This is a genomic window from Arthrobacter sp. UYEF20, assembly GCF_040546335.1.
GTDB lineage: Bacteria > Actinomycetota > Actinomycetes > Actinomycetales > Micrococcaceae > Arthrobacter.
Map to the genome: position 1 here is coordinate 28,030 of NZ_JBEPNP010000002.1, position 22,152 is coordinate 50,181.

The 22,152-nt window shown below is 68.7% G+C and carries 11 protein-coding genes and 2 tRNA genes; 8 read left to right on the forward strand and 5 right to left on the reverse strand.

Annotation, left to right across the window (positions count from 1 at the left end):
- Positions 1-15 precede the first annotated feature (15 nt).
- Positions 16-3,564: an ATP-dependent helicase gene (locus ABIB26_RS02690; RefSeq protein ID WP_354239355.1), complete on the forward strand. Its 3,549-nt coding sequence runs from the start codon at positions 16-18 to the stop codon at positions 3,562-3,564.
- Between the two features lie 484 nt (positions 3,565-4,048).
- On the opposite strand, the gene ABIB26_RS23725 is transcribed toward ABIB26_RS02690, so the two are convergent.
- The gene (locus tag ABIB26_RS23725; protein WP_502913609.1) at positions 4,049-5,689 is read right to left on the reverse strand and encodes a macrolide 2'-phosphotransferase; all 1,641 of its coding nucleotides are present in this window, start codon (positions 5,687-5,689) and stop codon (positions 4,049-4,051) included.
- A 201-nt stretch (positions 5,690-5,890) separates the two neighbouring features.
- On the opposite strand from ABIB26_RS23725, the gene nudC reads away from it, so the two are divergent.
- The 3 genes from nudC (at position 5,891) to ABIB26_RS02710 (ending at position 9,877) form a co-directional block, all read left to right on the forward strand.
- Positions 5,891-6,988 (forward strand): NAD(+) diphosphatase, encoded by a 1,098-nt coding sequence (gene nudC, locus ABIB26_RS02700; RefSeq protein WP_354239357.1) that lies wholly within the window; start codon positions 5,891-5,893, stop codon positions 6,986-6,988.
- Positions 6,989-7,157: 169 nt separating this feature from the next.
- Complete coding sequence (locus tag ABIB26_RS02705; protein ID WP_354239829.1) at positions 7,158-9,248, forward strand: ATP-dependent DNA helicase UvrD2; 2,091 nt, start codon at positions 7,158-7,160, stop codon at positions 9,246-9,248.
- Positions 9,248-9,877, forward strand: coding sequence for a M48 metallopeptidase family protein (locus ABIB26_RS02710; protein WP_354239359.1), 630 nt, complete (start codon positions 9,248-9,250; stop codon positions 9,875-9,877). Before ABIB26_RS02705 ends, ABIB26_RS02710 begins: the two co-directional genes overlap by 1 nt.
- 904 nt (positions 9,878-10,781) lie before the next feature.
- Here the strand turns inward: ABIB26_RS02710 and ABIB26_RS02715 are convergent.
- Positions 10,782-12,227 carry a zinc-dependent metalloprotease gene (locus ABIB26_RS02715; RefSeq protein WP_354239361.1) on the reverse strand — a complete coding sequence of 482 codons (1,446 nt, stop codon included), beginning with the start codon at positions 12,225-12,227 and terminating at the stop codon, positions 10,782-10,784.
- A 249-nt stretch (positions 12,228-12,476) separates the two neighbouring features.
- On the opposite strand from ABIB26_RS02715, the gene ABIB26_RS02720 reads away from it, so the two are divergent.
- From ABIB26_RS02720 to ABIB26_RS02735, 4 genes are all read left to right on the forward strand, one after another.
- Positions 12,477-13,625, forward strand: coding sequence for a YlbL family protein (locus ABIB26_RS02720; protein WP_502913610.1), 1,149 nt, complete (start codon positions 12,477-12,479; stop codon positions 13,623-13,625).
- Between the two features lie 163 nt (positions 13,626-13,788).
- Positions 13,789-16,791, forward strand: coding sequence for a UPF0182 family membrane protein (locus ABIB26_RS02725; RefSeq protein WP_354239363.1), 3,003 nt, complete (start codon positions 13,789-13,791; stop codon positions 16,789-16,791).
- Positions 16,792-16,955: 164 nt separating this feature from the next.
- Positions 16,956-17,029: transfer RNA gene (locus tag ABIB26_RS02730), tRNA-Met, on the forward strand.
- A 165-nt stretch (positions 17,030-17,194) separates the two neighbouring features.
- Positions 17,195-17,268 (forward strand) — tRNA-Met (locus ABIB26_RS02735).
- A 144-nt stretch (positions 17,269-17,412) separates the two neighbouring features.
- Here ABIB26_RS02735 and ABIB26_RS02740 read toward each other — a convergent pair.
- The 3 genes from ABIB26_RS02740 to ABIB26_RS02750 all read right to left on the reverse strand — a co-directional run bounded on the left by ABIB26_RS02740 (position 17,413) and on the right by ABIB26_RS02750 (position 21,983).
- Positions 17,413-18,852, reverse strand: coding sequence for a cryptochrome/photolyase family protein (locus ABIB26_RS02740; RefSeq protein ID WP_354239365.1), 1,440 nt, complete (start codon positions 18,850-18,852; stop codon positions 17,413-17,415).
- Positions 18,853-19,020: 168 nt separating this feature from the next.
- Entirely contained in the window at positions 19,021-19,806 is a 786-nt protein-coding gene (locus tag ABIB26_RS02745; protein ID WP_354239367.1) for a PspA/IM30 family protein, read from the reverse strand.
- A gap of 137 nt (positions 19,807-19,943) precedes the next feature.
- A complete protein-coding gene (locus ABIB26_RS02750) occupies positions 19,944-21,983 on the reverse strand; it encodes a TPM domain-containing protein (RefSeq protein WP_354239369.1) in 2,040 nt (679 codons plus the stop codon).
- Positions 21,984-22,152 lie beyond the last annotated feature (169 nt).

A 22,152-nucleotide genomic window follows, 5' to 3' on the forward strand; every position in this document is an offset into this window, starting at 1 on the left:
GAGGAACTGTCCGCAATGCTGGGGGAGAAGAACAGCCCCACCCCGGAACAGTCCCTGATCATTTCTTCGCCCCTGTCGCCCCGGCTCGTGATCGCCGGAGCCGGGTCCGGAAAGACGGCAACCATGGCCGACCGGGTGGTGTGGCTCGTTGCCAACGGCTGGGTCCGGCCCGAGGAAGTGCTCGGCGTGACCTTCACGCGCAAGGCCGCCGGGGAGCTCGCCACCCGCATCCGCGCCAAGCTGGCCGCGCTGGCGCGCATCGCCGCGGCGGACGCCGGGAACCAGGTCTTTCCGGCCGGGCTGCTCAGCACCGATGCCCTCGAGCCCAAGGTCTCCACCTATCACTCCTACGCGAGCGGGATCGTGTCCGACTACGGCCTCCGGCTCGGCGTGGAACGTGATGTGGTGCTGCTCGGCGGTGCCCAGTCCTTCCAGCTCGCCAGCGAGGTGGTGGAAGCGTTCGACGGCGATTACAAGCACTTCCGCTCCGCCAAGTCCACCCTGGTCAAGGCCGTCATCCAGCTCGCCGGGGAATGCGCGGAGCACCTCCAGGACCCGGCCGGGGTCCGTGGCTGGCTGCTGGAGCGGGTCGCCGAGTTCGAGGCCCTGCCGTACCTGGCCACCGCCAGGAAGAACCCCAGCCAGGCCGCGGGTGAGCTCAGCGCCCTGCTCCGCACCCGGGCCAGCGTCGCGGACATGGTGGGCCGCTACTCGGACGCCAAGCGCGCCCGGGGTGCGCTGGACTTCGGCGACCTCGTGGCCCTCGCGGCGCGGGTGGCCAACGAGATCCCGGTCGCCGCGGAAACCGAACGCCAGCGCTACAAGGTGGTGCTGCTGGACGAGTTCCAGGACACCTCCCATGCCCAGCTGGTGCTCTTCTCCCGCCTCTTCGGCGAGGGCCACGCCGTCACCGCGGTGGGGGACCCGAACCAGTCCATCTACGGCTTCCGCGGCGCCTCCGCCGGCCAGCTCTTCCACTTCGTCCGCGAATTCCCGGCGCGCCTCGCCACCGACGACGGCGCCTCCGACGACGGCGAGGCCGCCGCCGGCACGGCAGACGCTGCCGCAGCGGCTGCCGCCGCTCCCCGCTTCGCGGTGGCGCCGACGTCGTACCTGACCACCGCGTGGCGCAACGGCCGGAACATCCTCTCCGCCGCCAACGTCATCTCCGCCCCGCTCAGCAAGGCCGCGGCCAACAGCGGGCCCGCCGGGGAACGGGACACGGCCGATGCCGTGGAAGTGCCGCCGCTGCAGCCCAGCCCCGCCGCGGTCCAGGGCCGCGTGGTGATGGGCCGCTTTGCCACCGATGAGGACGAGGCCGCGGCCATCGCCGGCGACGTGTTGAAGTTCCGGGTGACGGACTTCGAGGCAGCGGCTGCGGCCCAGCCGGAGCCTCCCGCGATGGCGGTGCTGTGCCGGCGACGGGCGCAGATGGAATGCATCCGCCGCGAATTCGAGCTGCGGGGCATTCCGTACGAGATCGTGGGGCTCGGCGGGCTGCTGGATACCCCCGAAATTGTGGACCTGGTCGCGACGCTCCAGGTCCTCGCCGATCCGGGCCGTTCCGACTCCCTGATGCGGCTGTTGGCCGGAGCGCGCTGGCGGATCGGGCCGGCCGATCTGATGGCCTTCCGGGACTGGTCCAGCTTCCTGGCCCGGCGCCGGGGACGTCCGGGCGGCTCCGGGACCGGCGACGCCGACACGGACGCGGACACGGACACCGACACGGACACCGACGCCGGCTCCGAGGGAGCGGTGATCGAGGGCGACCTCACGGACGCCGCCAGCCTGGTCGAAGCGCTGGACTGGCTGCCGCGCGACGGCTGGGTTTCCCGGCACGGCCGCGCGCTCAGCACCGCGGCCCGGGAACGGCTCCACCGGCTCTCTGGGGAACTCCGCCAGCTGCGCGGGTTCATGGGCGACGACCTCACCACGCTGCTCGGCGAGGTGGAGCGGGCGACGCTCCTGGATATCGAGGTGGCTGCCCGGCCGGGGATCAGTATCCATCAGGCCCGGCGGAACCTGGACGCCTTCCAGGACGCCGCGGCGGGATTCCTGCACACCTCCCAGCGGGTCGGCGTAATGGCCTTCCTCGCCTGGCTCGAGGCCGCCGCCGCCGAGGAAAACGGCCTCGACGCCGCCGCACCCGAAGTGAACCACGAGGCTGTGCAGCTGCTGACCGTGCATGCGTCCAAGGGCCTGGAATGGGATGTCGTGTTCGTGCCCGGGCTCAATGTGGGCGCCTTCCCCAGCAGCCGGGACTCGCGCTGGAGCAGCGGCAGCGCCGCCCTGCCCTGGCCGCTGCGCGGGGACCGTGCGGACCTGCCGCAATGGGATCTGGAGCAACCGGACCAAAAGGGCTGGCTCGACGCCGAAAAGGAGTTCAAGTCTGCCGTCCAGGTGCACGGCGAGGCCGAGGAACGGCGCCTGGCCTACGTGGCGTACACCCGGGCGAAACACGTCCTCTGGGTGTCCAGTGCCGCCTGGGTGGGCTCCCGGGCGGGCATGGCGGAGATGTCCCCCTTCCTCGCGGATCTCGAGGTCCTCTCCGCCGACGGGGCCGCGGAGATCCATCCCCTGTCCGTCGGCGAGGAATCGCTGCCGGAGGAGAGCCCGCTGACCTCGGAGCTTCAGGTGGCGGCGTGGCCCTACGACCCCCTCGAGGGCCCCATCGACCCGCGTACCGGCTCCCGGTTGCGTCTCGTTGCCGGGCGCCGGGCGTCGATGGAATCAGCTGCGGCGCGGGTGCTGCAGTCGCTGGACTCCGAGATCCTGAATGCCGCTGCTGACCCGGCCTTGCATACCCCACGCCCGGCCCTCCCAGCCGGAGGGGAACAGCGGCGACCGCTGCGCGGCCCTGCTGCCGGCTGGGCCCGCGAGGCCGCGACGCTGCTGGAACGCCGCTCCCGGCGCACCGCCGTGCAGGATGTCCACCTTCCGGGTCACATCTCCGCGTCGACCCTGGTGGATCTGGACGACGACGCCGGCTCCGTCGTCGCACGGCTGCGGCGGCCGGTTCCCCGGGAGCCGGGGATGTCCGCGCGCAAAGGCACGGCCTTCCACGCCTGGGTTGAGGAGTACTTCGGCGCTGCTGGCATGCTCGACCTCGGCGAGGCAGCCGGCTCGGATGAACATATCGACGAGGCCTACGGGCTGGACACCATGGTGGAGACGTTCCGCCAGTCGGAGTGGGCCCACCGTGCCCCGGCCTATGTCGAGGTGCCGGTCGAGACGCGCATCGGGGACGTCGTGGTCCGTGGCCGGATCGACGCAGTTTTCCGGGACGCCGACGGTGGCTGGGATCTCGTGGACTGGAAAACCGGCCGTCGGCCCTCCGCGGCCCAATTGAAAGTCAAAGCAGTCCAGCTCGCCGTCTACCGGCTGGCCTGGTCCCGGCTCAAGGGTGTTCCGCTGGACGAAGTGCGGGCAGCGTTTTACTACGTGGCAGACAACCAAGTGGTCCGGCCGCACGATCTGGGATCAGCGGAACGGCTTGAGGAGATCGTGGCCGCAGCCCTGGGTCAGGGCAAGCGGAAACCGAGCTCCACGTCAGGAGGCGCCTAGCTCGGACCGCCACGGCTAGTGCGCATTTTTCGTTCGTTCGTCGGGGGTTGAGGCCCAGCGGTGGGTGGCCGGGCTTAAGGACATGCCCCGCGCCGGGGTCGGCGGATGGGCATATTCCGATTATGCCCGGTCCCGGGCGCGAGGATTGGGCATGTCCGCTCGGAGAGTAGCCGATCCCCCCAACGGAGCCACCCGCACATGCCCCCGGGATCCGGACATGCCCTCCGCCAGGGTCGGCGGATGGGCATATTCCGATTATGTCCGGTCCCGGGCGCGAGGATTGGGCATGTCCTCTCGGAGAGTAGCCGATCCCCGCAACGGAGCCGCCCACACATGCCCCCGGGATCCGGACATGCCCTCCGCCAGGGTCGGCGGATGGGCATATTCCGATTATGTCCGGTCCCGGGCGCGAGGAATGGGCATGTCCTCCCGCCCCGGAGGGGTCCTGGTCTCTAGACCCCCGACGAACTAGCGAAAATGCCCCCTAGTGCGGCTTCGCCTCAACGACCGTCAGCGCGGTGGTGGAGACGTCCTCGGCGGGCGCAGGCGACCCGACGACGCTGATCGACTGCGTTGAGGTCTCGCCGGCGGCACCGACCACGGCCGCGTGCGGGGACTCAACCCCGCCAGATGCGGTCCCAGGGGAGTCGGCGCCGGCCAGGCCCTTCGGAGTCCCACCCGGAGCCCCGCCGCCCGCTTCGTCGGTCTGGCCGCCGCCCGCTTCGTCGGTCTGGCCGCCGCCCGCATCGTCGGTCTGGCCTTCGGTCTGGACTTCGGTCCGGCCGTCGGTCTGGCCCGCTTCAGTGGCCGTCAGGCCAGAGTCGTCGTCGTTGGCGGCCTCGTCGTCGTCGGCTGTCTCGCCGTTAGCGTCGGCCGTCTCGCCGTTGGTGCCGGCAGGCTCCGCCTCGATCCCGGCCGCCTCTTCGCCGCCGCTGTTCCCGTCGTTGTTGATCTCGGCGTAGTTGATCTCGTCAAGAGGGATCGGTGTCACCTGGACGGCAGGCATCGCACTGCCCGTCGGAACGGCAGGCAGGCCGGACACCGAATCCGGGGCGAGCAGCGTCACCTTTCTCACGGACGGCCCAGGAATGCTCTGCGGCCCCGGAACGCGCTCTAGCCCCGGAATGCTCTCCGGCTCCTTATCCGCCGGCTGGCCGGGGGAGGGCGGGGCTGCCGGCTGCGGCAACGGCTCCACGCTGATCGGCTGTCCGCCGTGTTCCGCGACGTCGTCGGCCAGCGCCGTGAGCATCGAATCAGCCTCGTCAATCATGTCCTGGTTCCCGGCGGAGAGTCCCTTGACGAGGTACTGGGCCAGGGCAAATTCCGCGGACAGCGCCGCGCGGCGGAGCAGGTGGGCATCGGGCGCGTCCCGCCGGCTGGAGGTGTAGTGCTCCAGCACCGCATCCACAAATTCCTGCTCGTTGGAGGCCACCAGCCAGGCCATATCGTCGGCAGGGTCGCCGATGCGCAGGTCCGTCCAGCCCGTTACTGCGGTCACGCGCTCGCCGTCGACCAGCAGATTGTCCTCGTGCAGATCGCCATGGACGACGCAGGGGTTGAACCGCCACAGCGACACGTCCTCCAGCGCGTGTTCCCAACGCCGCAGCAGAAGCGGCGGAATCTTGCCCGTGGTCGCGGCCTGGTCGAGTTCGTTGAGGCGGCGCTGGCGGAACTCGTTGGGGGTGTAGCTCGGCAGATCGGCGTTGCTGACGAGGGAGTGCGGCAGATCATGGATGGCGGCCATGGCCGCCCCGATTTCCCCCGCCAGGGCCGCGGAACCCTCGCTGAGTTCCTCGACGGACCGGGTGGACCCGCCCAGATGGGAGTACACGAAGGTGCTGAGCGGGCCCTGCCGGACGGTGCCCGCCACGGTGGGCATCAGGAACGGGAGTTCGGCCCGGATCGCGGGAGCAAAGGCCCGCAGCACCATGAATTCCGTTTCCAGCCGCGCACTGGCTTCGGCGTGCCGGGGGGAGCGGACGCGCCAGCGTTTGCCTTCGGAGTCCAGGAGGAGAGCCGAATCGAAGTCTGCCGGATCGTCGGGCGCAGAGCTAACGGCGGTCGGGGTCAGCCCGGGGACTGCCGCGGTTGCCACAGCTGCCAGTTCGATTGGTTTTCTTCTCACGCTTCCACGGTAGATTGAGCGGCGCCCAAGACGGCGATGCACCACGGCGAGTCTCCAGATCGGGAACAAATTCGGGAATAAAACAGCGCCCGGAATCCAGCCGGCGAACCTCTCCGTGCCCGCGGTCACCGAGGGGCGTGACCGCGCCCGCAAAGGCCACGGGAAATGTCAATTGTCAGCGGGAGTCAGTACGGTGGGTACATGAGTCTTGCGGAGTCACCGGCGGCCGGGAACCAACAGTCCGGGAACCAACCGTCCGGGAACCAACCACAGGTGGACGCGCCAACCCCGCCGGGACCGGGCATCGCCGCGAACCACCTGCGGGACACCGTCCTGCCGGTGCGCCCGGCGCTGATCGACCGCGGATCCGCGGCGCGGATGAAGCCTGGCATGCTTGACGATCTGGTCGCGTCCGGAACCGCGCGGGCCGTGGTGCTCTCCGGCCGGCAGGCCCTCATCGACGGCGACAGCCTGGTCCTCCTCGATGCGACCGAGCTGGCGGACCACCTGCGGGACACCGTCTACGCCCCGGACCAGCTGATCTACCTTGGCTCGGCCCTGTCCGGTTCGGATCTCGAGGAGGGCACCCAGCTGGTCCTCTTCATCCTTCCGCGGCAGTTCGAGGTCCAGGCCGAGGAGTTTGAAGCGCACATTGCCGGCATCCCCGGCGGCGCGCAGTGGGCCGGTTTCCGGGACGTCGCTGCCCGGCTGAACCCGACGGACACCGCCCTCTTCATCGAAGCCAGTGCCATCGCCAACTGGCATGCCAGCCACGCCCACTGCCCGCGCTGCGGCGCCGCCACCCAGCCGGAAGCCGGCGGCTGGGTGCGCCGCTGCCCCGTGGACAGTTCCGAGCACTACCCGCGCACCGATCCCGCCATCATCGTGACGGTGGTCGGCGCCGACGGCCGCCTCCTGCTCGGCGGCGGCGGTCCCCTCGACGCCCGGAACTACTCCACACTCGCGGGCTTCGTCGAGCCCGGGGAGTCGCTGGAGCAGGCCGTGGTCCGGGAGATCGGCGAGGAGGTCGGCGTCCGGGTCACCGCGTCCCAGTACCTCGGATCCCAGTCTTGGCCCTTTCCTGCCTCGCTGATGCTCGGGTTCACCGCCACCACCCAGGACACCGAGGCCACGCCCGACGGCGACGAGGTCACCAGGGCCCGCTGGTTCAGCCGGAGCGAGCTGCAGGACGCGGTGCTTAGCGGCGAAATCGTCATTTCCAGCAGGCTCTCCATTGCCCGGGCCCTGATCGAGCACTGGTACGGCGGCGTCATCCAGGACCGCCCGGAAACCGAATGAGGCCCGATGAACGCCCTCCGCGGGAGCGCTGCCCTGCACCGCCACCACCCACCCTCGATCTACTAAAGAAGTGACAACAGAGAACGTGAACACCAGCACCTTCCCCGGCCCCGGCGACGGCCCCGTCCCGGAACCACACGCACCGGACAACCGCTCCCTCGAGGAGCGCATCCTGGGCGGCCTCGACGCCGAGCAGCGCGAGGTGGCGAGCACCCTGCAGGGGCCGATGTGCGTGCTGGCGGGAGCCGGTACCGGCAAGACCCGCGCCATCACCCACCGCATCGCCTACGGCGTGCACTCGGGCGTCTACAACCCGCAGCGGCTCCTGGCCGTCACCTTCACCTCGCGGGCCGCGGCCGAAATGCGCAGCAGGCTCCGGGACCTCGGCGTCGGAAACGTCCAGGCCCGTACCTTCCACGCCGCAGCCCTGCGGCAGCTCCAGTTCTTCTGGCCCCAGGCCATCGGCGGGGCGCTGCCCAACCTGCTGGACCACAAGGCCCAGATGATCGCCGAGGCGGCCCGGCGGCTCCGGCTCAGTACCGACCGCGCGTCCATCCGCGATCTGGCCTCCGAGATCGAGTGGGCCAAGGTGTCCATGCTGACACCGGCCAACTACCTGGAAAATGCCCAGGGCCGCGGGAATCCGGGCGGCTTCGACCTGACCGCCGTCGCCCGCGTCTTCCAGTCCTATGAGGACGTCAAGACGGACCGCAACGTGATCGACTTCGAGGACGTGCTGCTGATCACCGTGGGCATCCTGCAGGAGGATCCCAAGGTGGCGGCCACCGTCCGTGAGCAGTACCGGCACTTCGTCGTCGACGAGTACCAGGACGTCTCGCCGCTGCAGCAGCGGCTGCTGGAACTGTGGCTGGGCGGCCGCGACGAGCTGTGTGTGGTGGGCGACGCCAGCCAGACGATCTACTCGTTCACCGGCGCCTCGCCGAAGCACCTGCTCGGCTTCAAGGCGATGTACCCGGAAGCAAATGTGGTCAGGCTGATCCGCGACTACCGGTCCACCCCGCAGGTGGTGAAGCTGGCTAATGATCTGCTGGCCGGCCGGCGCAGCGGCGGTCCCGCCGCGGATGCCGCCTGGGCCAAACCCCTGCAGCTCGTGGCGCAGCGCCCGGCCGGTCCCGTCCCGCAGTTCACGGAATGCTCCGACGACGAGGCCGAGGCCGCCACGGTTGCCGTCAAGGTCCGCGAGCTGCTCGACGCCGGTACCCCGGCGAGCCAGGTCGCCGTGCTGTTCCGCACCAACGGGCAGTCCGAAGCCTACGAACAGGCCCTGGCCTCGGCGGGAATCGGCTACCAGCTGCGCGGCGGGGAGCGCTTCTTCGCCCGCAAGGAAGTCCGCGACGCCATCCTCCAGCTCCGGGCAGCCACCCGCGCCGTCGCGGAGACCGCCACCCCCGAGCCGCTCGGCCAGCTGGTCCGCGACATCGTCGCCTCGCTGGGCTATACGGACGCCGCACCGCACAGCGGCGGCGCCCTCCGGGAACGCTGGGAATCGCTCGCGGCCCTCGTGGCGCTCGCCGACGAGCTTGTCATCACTCGCGGGGAGCAGTTCAGCCTCTCAGACTTCGTCAACGAGCTCCAGGAACGCTCGCTCGCCCAGCACGCCCCGACCGTCCAGGGCGTGACCCTGGCCTCGCTGCACTCCGCCAAGGGCCTCGAATGGGACGCCGTCTTCCTCGTCGGGCTCAGCGAGGGGCTCATGCCGATCTCCTTCGCAGACAGCCCGGAGTCCGTGGACGAGGAACGCCGCCTGCTGTACGTCGGGATCACCCGCGCCCGGGAGTACCTGTTCCTGTCCTGGTCCACCGCGAGGACGCCGGGCGGACGGGCGAACCGCAAGCCCTCGCGCTTCCTGGACGGGCTGCGCCCGGACTCCGTGGCGAGCTCCTCCGTCCGCGGCAAGGGCGCGGCGCCGCGCCGGAAGGCCGCCGTTCCGGCGTCGTGCCGGGTCTGCGGGACCATGCTCTCCTCCGGTGCGGAACGCAAGGTGGGCCGTTGCAACCAGTGCCCTCCCACGTACGAGGAGCAGACCTTCGATGCGCTCCGGCAGTGGCGCAAGGACGTGGCCCTCGAGGCGGACGTCCCCGCCTTCGTGGTCTTCACCGACGCCACGCTGACCGCGATCGCCGAGGCCCGGCCGGAATCCCTCGAACAGCTGGCCAAGCTCGCCGGGATCGGCCCGTCGAAGCTGGAGAAATACGGCGAAGCCGTGCTGGCCGTGCTCGTCGAAAGCACCAGCCTCTGATGGCGGGCGATGCTGCGCGCCGGGCCGGCAGCCGTGCGCCGTCACCCGCAACCGCGGCGGCTGTCCCGCTGACCACGGCCGACGGTGCCCCGGTGGAGGTGCGCCGCTCCGCCCGGCGGCGCAGGACGGTCGCCGCGTTCTGGGAGAACGGCACCGCCGTGGTCGCGATTCCGGCCTCTTTCACCCGTACTCAGGAGCGGGAGTGGGTGCACCGGATGCTCGAAAAGCTCCGGTTCCAGGGGGAGCGGGGGAGCCGCGGCGCGGGCAAGCGCCGCCCCCGCAGTGATGCTGCCCTGGCCGCGCATGCCGCCGAGCTGTCCGCGAAGTACTTCGGCGGCCGCGCCGTCCCGTCCTCGGTCCGCTGGGTCAGCAACCAGAACTCACGTTGGGGATCCGCGACGCCGTCGGACGGGTCCATCCGGCTCTCGGACAAGCTCCAGGCCATGCCGCCGTGGGTCATTGACTACGTGCTGCTCCACGAACTGGCGCACCTGCTCGTCGCTGGCCACAATCCCGCGTTCTGGCGGCTCCTGGAGGCGTACCCGGAAACGCAGCGCGCCAAGGCCTTCCTGGAAGGCGTCTCTTTCGCGACCTCCCGCGGGCTGACGGACACCGGCGACTTCGACTGACAGCTAGTGGTCATCTTCGGTTAGGTCGTCGGGGGTCAGGTCCAGGCGGTGGGGTCGTTGAGGTAGAGGCCGCAGTCGGTGTCGCGCCAGGCCATCACCGGCGCCGGTTTCAGGGACCTCGGCCAGCCGGCCGGGTCGATCGGAAAACACCACCGGCCTCAACCACTAGCTGCCACGCCTGAGCCGGTACGAGCACGCACCGGCAGCCTGACCCCGACGACCTCAGCGAAAGTGACCACCGGACAGCACATGCCCCGCGCCGGGGCCGGCCGATGGACATATTCCGACTATGTCCGGTCCCCGGGGCGAAGACTGGACATCTCCTCCCGGGGAAGTGGCCCGAAGCCCCCAGCGGAGCCACTGCACGTGCCCCCGGATCAGGACATGCCCCGCGCCGGGGCCGGCGGATGGACATATTCCGCTCATGCCCGGTCCCGGGCGCGACGAATGGGCATGTCCTCCCGGGAAGTAGCCCGGCGCCCGGTCCGGCCACCGGAAACGCCCCACACACCCCTGCCGTGACGTTCCTCCCCGGTTGCTTCGGCGCCCCGCGCAAACCGCCCGCGGGAATCCGGGGTTCACCACGGCCGGCAGGCGGTCGGGCGGCAAGCAACCGGGCAGGAGCGACCCGCCGACTGCCCGCGCCCGAGTACCCGGCTTCCGGCCAGGGAACGTCACGGTGTCGCCGGTCCCGGGCGCGAAGACTGGGCATGTCCTCCCCTGCGCGAAGAGGGCCTCACCCCCCCACCCCCGACGAATTCCCGAAAATGACCGCTACTCCGGCGGACAACGGCGAGTCCACCGACCTGACCGGCGCGCGGCGGGCATGAGAAAGCCCCGGCGGGAACCGAAGTTCCGGCCGGGGCCAGCTGCTCCACGGGCTACGGACAAACAGCCCCACCTGTTAGGACTTGGGGCTTGTGCCGCCTTCAGGGGCTTCGTCCGGGCCGTGTTCCTGAGTCCCAGGTTCGCCGGCGACACCGTCGGCCGGCTTCCCCCCGGTCCCGTCGAAGCCGCCGCTGAGCAGCTTCTGCAGTGCGTCGTCAACCTCGGTGTCGCTCGCCTCGGCAAGCTTGCGGCGGCCGCTGAAGCCCTGCGGGTCGTCCAGGTCTTCCGCGGTGGGAAGCAGGTCGGGGTGCTGCCAGATCGCGTCGCGGCCATCGATGCCGCGTTCGTCCTTGAGCGAGGCCCACAAGGTGGCGGCTTCCCGCAGCCGGCGCGGACGCAGTTCCAGGCCCACGAGGGAGGAGAACGCGTGTTCGGCCGGGCCGCCGGTGGCGCGGCGCCGCCGGACGGTTTCGCGGAGTGCCCCGGCCGAGGGCAGCAGCTTCTGGGTGGCGGCCCAGGTCAGTTCATCAACCCAGCCCTCCACGAGGGCGAGGGCCGTCTCCAGCTTCTCCAGTGCCTGATCCTGCGCGGGGGTGCGCTGTGGCATGAAGACGCCCTGGGACAGGGCCTCCTGGATGCCCTCGGGATTGCTGGGGTCCAGTTCCCGGGCGAGTTCCTCGATTTTGGACGTGTCGATGTGGATGCCGCGGGCGTACGCCTCGATCGCGCCGAGCAGGTGTCCCCGCAGCCAGGGGACCTGGACGAAGAGGCGGGCATGGGCGGCTTCGCGGACGGCGAGGAACAGCCGGATGTCGTTCTCCGGCAGGCTGAGGCCTTCGCCGAACTTCGCCACGTTGGAAGGCAGCAACGCCATTTCCAGGTCGGCCAGCGGCACACCGATGTCCGTGGAGCTGACCACTTCGGCGGACAGGGCGCCGATGGCCTGGCCCAGCTGCATGCCGAAAATCGCCCCGCCCATGTTTTGCAGCATCGAGGAGGCGCCGCCCATCATGGACTTCATCTCTTCGGGCATCTGTTCGGTCATCGCGGAGGAGAGCGCGTTCGCGATGCTGTTCGCGACCGGCTCGGTCAGCCGTTTCCAGGTCCCCAGGGTCTCCTCGACCCACTCGGCGCGGGACCACGCCCGGCCGATAAGTCCGGTGGCCGGCAGTCCGGTGACCTGGTCGAGCCACAGTTCGGCGAGGCGCAGGGCCTCATCCACGTCGCGGCTCTGCTGGGCGGTGACGGAAGGGTCCGATCCGCTCGCGGCCACCCGCCGGGCATTCTCATGCGCGAGCTGCCAGTTGACCGGGCCGTCCGAGGAGGCGCTCATCATCGCCTGGACCTGCGAGAACATCTGGGCGAGGAGGTTCGGGTCGTCGGGCAGGCCGGCGGCCTTGGCGAGTTCCGCGGGGTCGATATTCCCCATGCCCTGGCCGCCCATCAGGTTCTTCAGCATCTCTGCCAGCGGATCCTTGGGTTCCTCGTCACCATTGGACGGATTGAGTGGGTTGGAGGTCATGATCCCGCCGATCGTCGGTGTGGCTGCTTCTCCACTTCACGGTACCCCGCGGCAAGAGGGGCTGTCTGCCGAAAGTGTGCCCCGTTCGCTCTAGGCAAAGACTCCTGTCGCAGAGCCGTCCGGGCGGGTGAGCGCGTAGTGTTAGAGGCTGGAATATTTGCAGGCGGCAGCCGCGGCCGAGGCGGCGGCGGCGGCGCGCTGTTCACGGGTGCCGCAGGGTCCCGGGCGCCGGCACGGAGAGGTCCTTCATTGACGATTACCCAGGGTGAGCAGCCCGCCAGCGAACCGACGGCCGGCAGCACCCGGGGCCGCCGGGCCCTCCTCGGCGGGCCGCGTCGGCCCCGGAACAAGGACAGGCGGTCCTCGGCCATGCTGGTCTCCGGCCTGCTGGCGCTGGCGCTGGGCATTACCGCGGTGAGCCTGCCCGTACCGTACGTGGTCGAATCCCCCGGACCGACGTTCAACACCCTCGGCGATGACAACGGCAAGCCCGTCATCAGCGTCACCGGGCACGAGAGTTTTCCCGCGAAGGGCAACCTGGACCTCACCACCGTCTACGTCGACGGCGGCCCGAACGGGCCCGTCAGCGTCTTCGAAGCGTTCTCCGCCTGGCTCGACGGCGCCAAGGCCGTATACCCCGAGGAACTCATCTACCCGCGCGGCGTGACCAAGGAGCAGTCCCAGCAGGAGAGTGCCGTCGCGATGACCACCTCGCAGGAAAACGCCGTCGCTGCGGCCCTCAAGGAACTCAACATCCCGTTCGAGCAGAAACTGCAGATCGCCGGGGTTCCGGCGGACTCCGCCTCAGCCGGAAAGCTGCAGGAAGGCGACGTGCTGGTTTCCATCAACAACAAGCCCATCACTGCACTGAGCGTCGTCCAGGCGGAACTGGCTGCAGGCAACGGGGCTCCGGTGACGGTCGACGTCGACCGCGGCGGCAGCAGCGTTCCGGTCACCATCACGCCGACCAAGGCCCCGACGGGTATGTTCATCCTGGGCGTGTTGCTGCAGTACAAGTTCACGTTCCCCTTCGAGGTCAAGATTTCGCTCGATAAGGTGGGCGGTCCCAGTGCGGGAATGATGTTCGCCCTCGGCATCGTCGACACGGTCACCCCAGGGGATCTGACCGGAGGCAAACACATCGCCGGAACCGGGACCATCACCCCCGACGGCGCCGTGGGACCGATCGGTGGCATCGGGCAGAAGATGCACGGGGCCAGGTCCGGCGGGGCCACCTTGTTCCTGGCGCCCGCCGCGAACTGCGATGAGGTCCTCGGGCACATTCCGGCCGGCCTGCAGGTGGTCAAGGTGGAGAATCTGGCCGGGGCGCGGAAGGCCGTCGAGCAGGCGGCGTCGGGCGCCGATACATCCGCGCTTCCCGGCTGCTCCAGCAACTAGACTGGCCGCGGAACTAAGCTCCGCCGCCACTCGTGGCACCTATTGACGGCCGTCCCCGCCCTTCCGGGCGGGGCCCGCTGCCGATACGATGCAGCAACGCTTCATCACCCGCACCGACTGACAACTAAACCAGCAACTCACGACCAGCTATGAGGTACCGAGTTTGTCCCGTCCCCCCAGCACCGTCCCGCCCGGAAGACCGAAGACACGACGAGGCGCACTGACGCCGACGTTGATCGTCGTCGCCTTGATCGTGGTCGGGTTCATCTTCTTCGCCAGTGTCTGGACGGACGTCCTGTGGTACCAGCAGCTCGGCTTCTTTGAAGTCTTCCTGACCGAGAATCTGGCGCGCATTTCGCTTTTCCTGACCGGCTTCGCCGTCATGTTCGCCGCGGTATTTTACGCCATCCGGATCGCCTATCACGCGCGTCCCGTCTACGCCCCGGATTCGGACGTCCGGGACAACCTCAACCGCTACCAGGTCCAGCTGGAACCGGTCCGCCGCGTGGTCATGGTGGGGCTGCCCATCCTGTTCGGCCTGTTCGCCGGAAGCGCCGCCGCGAGCCAGTGGCAGAAGGTGCTGCTGTTCCTGAACCAGGTGCCCTTCGGCCAGAACGATCCGCAGTTCGGGCTGGACATCAGCTTCTACCTGATGACCCTGCCGTTCTTCGGCTTCATCACCGGCTTCCTGATCAGCGTCACGATCGTCGCCGGTATCGCCGGCATCCTCACGCACTACCTCTATGGCAGCATCCGGATCATGGAGCGCGGCATCTTCACGAGCCGGGCCGCCCAGATCCACCTGGCGGTCACCGGTGCGGCCTTCCTGCTGCTGCTAGGCGTCAACTTCTGGCTGGACCGTTACTCCTCCGTGCAGAACAGCGGCGGACGCTGGGCCGGTGCCCTGTACACGGACGTCAATGCCGTCATCCCCACCAAGTCCATCCTGGCCGTGGCCGCGGTGCTCGTTGCCGTGCTCTTCATCGTCGCCGCGGTGATCGGCAAGTGGCGGCTGCCCCTGATCGGCACCGCCATGCTCGTCATCACCTCGATCCTCGCCGGCGGCGTCTACCCCTGGGTGATCCAGCAGTTCCAGGTCCGTCCCTCGGAGCAGACGCTGGAAAACGAATACATCAAGCGGAACATCAGCATGACCCGTGCCGCCTACGGCCTGGACAAGGTCCAGGAGAAGCGGTACAACGCCACCACCACCGCCACCACCGGCGCCCTGGCCCCGGACGCACAGACCACGGAAAACATCCGCCTGCTGGATCCGAACCTGATTTCGGATGCGTTCTCCCAGCTGGAGCAGTTCCGGCCGTACTACCAGTTCCCGAGTGCCCTGAACGTGGACCGCTACGAGGTCGACGGCAAGATCCAGGACACGGTGATCGCTGTCCGTGAGCTGAACCCGGAGGGTCTCGCCACCAACCAGCAGTCGTGGCTGAACCGCCACGTTGTCTATACCCACGGCTACGGTGTCGTCGCCGCGAAGGGCAACAAGTTCACCGTGGACGGCAAGCCGGACTTCCTGCAGTCCGGCATCCCCTCCACGGGTGTGCTCGGCAACGATTCGACGTACCAGCCGCGGGTCTACTTCGGCGAAAACTCGCCCGAGTACTCGATCGTCGGTGCTCCCGACGGCGCCCCGCACCGCGAACAGGACCGTCCGGCCGCCAAGGAAGGCGGCGGCGAAACGCAGTACACCTTCACCGGCAACGGCGGCCCGAACGTGGGCAGTTTCTTCAACAAGATCCTCTACGCGATCAAGTTCCAGTCCTCCGACCTCTTGCTCTCCGACGGTGTGAACGCCGACTCGCAGATCCTCTACGACCGCAACCCGCGGGACCGCGTCGAGAAGGTCGCCCCCTACCTGACGGTTGACGGCAACGCCTACCCGGCTGTGGTCGACGGCCGCGTGAAGTGGATCGTGGACGGGTACACCACCAGCCAGTACTACCCGTACTCGCAGCAGGAGCAGCTCTCCGCCGCCACCGCCGACTCGCAGACCGCCGCGAACCGCACGGTTGCCCTGCCGAACAGCTCCGTCAACTACATCCGCAACTCGATCAAGGCCACCGTGGATGCCTATGACGGCTCGGTGACGCTCTACGCCTGGGACGATCAGGATCCGGTACTGAAGGCCTGGCAGAAGGTCTTCCCGACCTCGCTGAAGCCGTTCTCGGAAATGTCCGGCGCGCTCATGAGCCACGTGCGCTACCCGGAGGACCTGTTCAAGGTCCAGCGTGAGCTGCTGGGCCGCTACCACGTCACCCAGGCGGACAGCTTCTACACCAATATCGACGCCTGGTCCGTCCCGAACGACCCCACGGTCAAGGAGGACGTCAAGCAGCCGCCGTTCTACATGTCCTTGAAGATGCCGGACCAGGACAGGCCGGCCTTCCAGCTGACGTCCTCCTTCATTCCGCAGGTGGTCAACAACACCCCCCGCAACGTGATGTACGGCTTCCTCGCTGCGGATTCCGACGCCGGCAACCAGAAGGGCGTGAAAGCGGACAGTTACGGCCAGCTCAGGCTCCTGCAGATTCCGCCGGAAGCCCAGGTGCCCGGCCCCGGCCAGGCGCAGAACAAGTTCAACTCCGACCCCACCGTCTCGCAGGCGCTGAACCTGCTGCGCCAGGGAGCGTCGGCGGTGCTCAACGGCAACCTGCTGACGCTGCCGGTCGGTGGCGGTATGCTCTACGTCCAGCCCGTCTACCTGAGGTCCACGGGTGAGACCTCGTACCCCACCCTGCAGCGCGTGCTGGTGGCGTTCGGCGACAAGATCGGGTTCGCACCGACCCTGGATGAGGCGCTGAACCAGTTGTTCGGCGGCAACTCGGGTGCAACGGCGGGTGACTCGGCCAACAAGGGGCAGGCTCCGGCCACTCCCGCTCCGGACGGTGCCACGCCGCCGGCCCCGGGAACGGTTGACGCGAATGCGGAGCTGAAGGCTGCCCTGGACGACGCCAACGCGGCCATCAAGGCCGGCCAGGACGCCCTCGCCAAGGGCGACTTTGCCGCCTACGGCGACCAGCAGAAGCGGCTCGCGGCGGCCTTGCAGAAGGCGCTCGATGCCGAGGGCAAGCTCCCCGCCACGCCTGCCCCGGCTCCGGCGCCGTCCGCCACTCCTTCGGCCACGCCGGCGCCGGCGCCGAGCAGCTGACGCCGAGCAGCCGACGCCGAGCAGTTAGCCCTGCAGTGAGGCCAGGCCCCCGTTCCACCGGAGCGGGGGCCCGGCCTCTTCTGTATCGCCGGGTCGGGGGAGATGCACATCACGCCGCCCCGATTTGGCCCCAAGTTCACCGGCAGGTAGAGTTGATCTTGCGACGCGGGGTGGAGCAGTTCGGTAGCTCGCTGGGCTCATAACCCAGAGGTCACAGGTTCAAATCCTGTCCCCGCAACTGAAGAAAAGGTCCGGTACATTGGAAACAGTGTTCCGGACCTTTTGCTTTAGCGCCCTGCCGTGGTTCCAGCCGCATGCCGGATGATGTGGCGGAGCGTGAAGGTCTGGGCAGAGGGTATGTGGTCCGGGGTCCCGGCAAAGTAGGGTAGAGTTGATCAAGCGACGCGGGGTGGAGCAGTTCGGTAGCTCGCTGGGCTCATAACCCAGAGGTCACAGGTTCAAATCCTGTCCCCGCAACTGAAGAAGAAAAGGAAAGGCCCGGATCCAATGATCCGGGCCTTTCCTGTTGCCCCTGGTTGCGCCCGGTGCTGTTGGACGCCGTGCAACTGCACGCCGCGCGCCGGTCGGCGGATCCCGCCCCGGCCGGCCCCGTGAGCTTCCTCAGCCGTCCTTGAGCCGCCGGTAGGTCTCCAGCGCCCGGACCCGTGACTCCGCCAGTCCGACGATCGGTCCAGGGTAGTCCGGGGCCGCGTCCGCAGCCTTCCAGGGTTCGTGGATCTGCTTTACGTCCAGCGCGGACAGCTCGGGGAGGTACTCGCGCAGGTAGCGGCCGCCGGCGTCGAACTTCTTGCTCTGGGTGACCGGGTTGAAGATGCGGAAGTACGGAGAGGCATCAGCACCGGAGCCCGCTACCCACTGCCAGTTGGCCGGGTTGCTCGCGGCATCGGCGTCCACCAGTGTGTCCCAGAACCAGGCCTCGCCCAGTCTCCAGTCGGCCAGCAGGTTCTTGACCAGGAAACTCGCGGCGGCCATCCGGACGCGGTTGTGCATCCAGCCGGTCTGCCAGAGCTGGCGCATGCCGGCGTCGACCAGGGGGTATCCGGTGCGGCCCTGCTGCCAGGCCTCCAGCTCGGCGTCCGACGGCGTCTGCCAGGCGAAGCGGTCAAACTCCGGCCGGTAATTCCGCACGGCCAGCTGCGGGTTCCCATACAGCAGCTGCCAGCAGAATTCCCGCCAGCCGAGCTCGGAACGGAAGATGCCGACGTCGGCCGGGGCCTGCTCGGGAAAACGCTCCCGGAGGGTGTGCCAGATCCGGAAGGGGCTGATTTCGCCGAACCGCAGATGGGGCGAGAGCCGGCTGGTCCCTTCGACGCCGGGGAGGTCCCGGCCGGTGCCGTATTCCTCCGCCGGTCCGTCGACGAAATCCTCGAGCCTGCTGTGGGCACCGGCTTCTCCGGGCTGCCAGGTGCTGGCGAGGCCGGCGCTCCAGTCCGGTCTGCGGTGGAGCAGCCCCCAGCTGTCGAGGGCGTCGCCGGCGGGAAGGTTTCCCTCCGCATCCATGGCCGGGGCAGGGAAGCGCTCCGGGGCGTCCAGGGGGAGCCGGGGCTCCGGAGCATCCAGGCAGGCCCGCCAGAAGGGCGTGAAGACCTTGTACGGCCCGCCCGCCCCGGTCCGTACCGTCCACGGCTCAAACATCAGGTTTGCCTGGAAGCTCGCAGCTCTGAGGCCCCGTTGCACGGCGCAGGCCTTGACGTTGGCGTCCACGTCGCGTTCGGGGCCCCCGTAGCGGCGGTTCCAGAGCAGCGTCGAGGCCCCGGTTTGCTGGGCGAGGTCCCGGATGATGCCGGCGGCCGGGCCGCGGCGCAGCAGCAGGCGTGAGCCCGTGGCCTCAAGCCCGGCGGCGAGGTCCGCCAGCGAATGGTGCAGCCACCATTTCGTGGCGCCGCCGAGGGGCCGCACGCCGGGGGAGGATTCGTCGAGGACATAGACCACGGTCAGCGGACGTCCCAGCGAGGCCGCTTCGCTCAGGGCCGGGTTGTCGTCCAGCCGGAGATCATCGCGGAGCCAGACAACTGTTGAAGACAGGGACTCCGAGGACATGGATCAACGCTACACGCGCCGCGGCACGGCACGGCACGACGGGGCACGGCACGGCAGGACACGGCAGAGGCCGGGCCCCCCGGAGTCGTCCACAACTGCTGACGATACGCGGGGACCCGGCCTCGGGGCCGGTGGGAGCGGCCGGCGGCGCCGCTGAGAGTGCGCCGCCTAGAGCTTGTCGAAGTCGGCTTCGTCGACCGTGGAACCGGTCTTCTGGGCGCCGCCGGTGCCGATGGCTGCGGGGGAACCGCCGGACTTCAGGGCGGCGAGCCGTGCCTCGATCTCGGTCTGCTCGCCGAGGTCCTCAAGCGAATTAAACTGCGCATCGAGGCTGGAGGCGGAGAGTTCCTGCTGGCCCCGGACCTTGGCTTCTTCGCGGCGGATCTTGTCCTCGAAGCGGCCCACCTCCGAGGTGGGATCCATGAAGTCGATGCTCTTGAGGGCATCGTGCACCTGGGTCTGGGCGGCGGCGGTCTTGGACCGGGCCACCAGCTCGTTGCGCTTGCTGGTGAGCTCGTTGAGCTTGCCCTTCATCTGGTCCAGGCCGTGCTTGAGCTTGTCCACGACCTCGGTCTGGGAAGCGATACTGGGCTCGGCGGACTTTGCCTCGTTTTCCGCGGACATCTGGCGCTGCAGTGCCACCTTGGCGAGGTTGTCGAACTTCTCGGCGTCGGGCGCGTCACCCTTGCCGCGGTACTCGTCGGCCTTGCGTGAGGCTGCGAGGGCCTTGTTGCCCCAGTCCTGGGCGTTCTTGATGTCCTCGTGGTAGTCATCCTGGAGCATACGCAGGTTGCCGATGGTCTGGGCCACCGCGGACTCGGCCTCGGCGATGTTGTTCGTGTAGTCCCGGACCATCTGATCCAGCATCTTCTGCGGGTCCTCAGCCTGGTCCAGCAAGGAGTTGATGTTGGCCTTCGCCAGCTGCGCCATGCGGCCGAAAATGGACTGCTTCATGGTGTTACCTTTCGTCCTGCTCAGTGGTTCCCACTGAATTCAGTGAACAGTGAATGTACTGCTTCTATCCGCCGGCCGGAGCGTTCCTGCCGGCGCGTAGTCTGTGGCCGGCCCGCCCTGGCCGGTCGCGGGGTCAGTCAGAAGCTGCCGGAGTCTCCGCCGCCGAAGTCGCCTCCACCGCCAAAGTCACCGCCACCCCAGCCTCCGCCGGAATCGCCGCCGGAGTCTCCGCCGCCCCAGCCGCCGCCTCCGCCGCCGTGCAGGATGGAGTTGATCAGGATGCCGCCGAGGATGGCGCCGCCGAGGCCGCCACCTCCGCCGCCGAACATCCCCCCGCGGCCGTAGCCCTGGCCTTGGTTGGCGTAGCCGCCGAACTGGTCGACATCCGACTGTGCCTGTTGAGCTGCCTGCGCCGCCAGGGAATGGGCCTGCTGTGCGTACTGCAGGGCCGTGACCGGGTCGTTACGGGAGATGGATAGGGCGTAGTCCAGGTTGCGCTGGGCCTCCGCGAGGCGCGTGCGCGCCTCGGTGCCCACGCCGCCACGACGGGCGGTGATGTAGTCCGAGGTCGCGCTGATTTGGGCCTGCGCGGACATGATGCTCTGCTGCAGCGAGGCCTGCGCCCGGCGGGCCTGCTCCTGCTGGTCGCGGATCCCTGTAAGGGAGGCATCCAGCGACTGGTGCGCCGCTTCCACCCGCTCCAGCGTGGCGATCGGATCGATCTTGCCGCCCTGGATCTCCGCCTTGACCCTCGCCAGTGCGGCTTCCACCGCGGCGACCGGGCCAGCGAGCTCCGGGTTCGCCCCGGCCTGGATCATGGCGCGGGCCTGCGCCAGATCCTGCGAGGTGTCAACAACCGCGGACTCGAGTCCATTGCGGGCCTCGTCCAGATTCCCCGAGACCTTGTTGATGGCGTCAATCAACACGTTGGTCTGGTGCAGGCTCTCTTCCGCCGCACGGACAGCCACGGCCGCGAGGCTGCCCTCACCGGCGCCGAGCTTCTCCTGGGCGGTGGCCGAGGCGTTCTTCACGAACTCCAGCCGCTCCTTGGCCTGGCTGATGTTGTCGGCCACCTGAACCAGCGCGCTCTCGGCATATTTGGCCCGCAGCTCCGTCAGCGACTGGTCCGCGCCGGCAATCTTGGTTCCGGCCTGCTCCGCCCCTGCGCTGACCGCTGCAAGCGCCTGCGGGGCATTCTTCTCCAGTTCCCGGAGTGAATCGAAGTCGGCCTTCTGCTCCTGGAGGGATGCCAGGGCGGCCTCGGAACGGCGGATGATTTCGCCGAGCCAGCTGCGCTGCTGCTCCTCGGTGTCGGGGATGTGGTCGTCGAGCTGCTGCTGCAGTTTGAAGGATTCCGACATGTGGCCCTTGGCATCCTGCAACGCCTTGGTGAAGTTGCCGACGGCGGCGTCGCCGTACTGTGCCTGCGCGAAGCCGAGTTCCTGTTCGCTGGATTTAATGGCGTCGTCGGCTTCGATCAGCAGCGAACCGCTCTTGCGGCGCAGTTCCTCGACGGTGAGACCGGCGAGCGGGTCGAGCTCTGCGCCTTGCTGGCCGTAGCCGGCGCCCTGAGCAGCCTTCTTCTTCCGGCGGTTCCGGTAAAAGAGGTAGGCGCCCGCGCCGCCTGCCGCGACGACGCCAGTGCCGACGAGGACAGCGGCGCCTGCGCCATCACCGGAGGAGACCGAGCCGCTGCCGCCGCCGGCTGCGTCGCCAACGGCGGTGGCGGTGTCAATGGCCGCCTGGGCAAAGTCGCGCTTGCCGCCTGCCACGTTGGGAACGATGGCGTTGGACGTGATATTGCTGTTCTTCGAGGCTATGGCGCTCGCCGAGTTGGCCGCGAAGTAGTACTTGCCTTCGTCGGACATCACGAGGATGACGTCGGCCTTGCCCATGCCCTTCTTCGTGGCTACGGCCTGCGCCCACTCTTTCGCGGTGGAGGGGTTCTCAAAGGTCTTGGCGGTGACCACGTAGAGGTTGTACTTGTGGTCCTTCAGGAGCTTCTGGATGGCGTCCTGGACCTCGGCCTTCCGGCCTCCGAGCACGTTCGTGCTGTCCACGATGTTTTGCCCGCTCGGAATGGTCACCGGATCTTCGGCCAGGGCCGGAGCGGCGGGAAGCGCCAGCAATCCGGCCACGCCAAGAACGGCGAGGAGACGTTTATAGGTAGACCGCATGTGCAACCCTTCAGCACTTCTGCGACTGGTTCGGCCGAACCAGTCGTCATAGAATGCAGCAGCGCCCCCACGCAGAAATAAAGCCGCAGGTCGCTGTGGCAATTCCATTTGATTCTATGGTCCACCCATTGGGCCGTCCACCGGTGGGAATATGCCACCAGCGAAACGC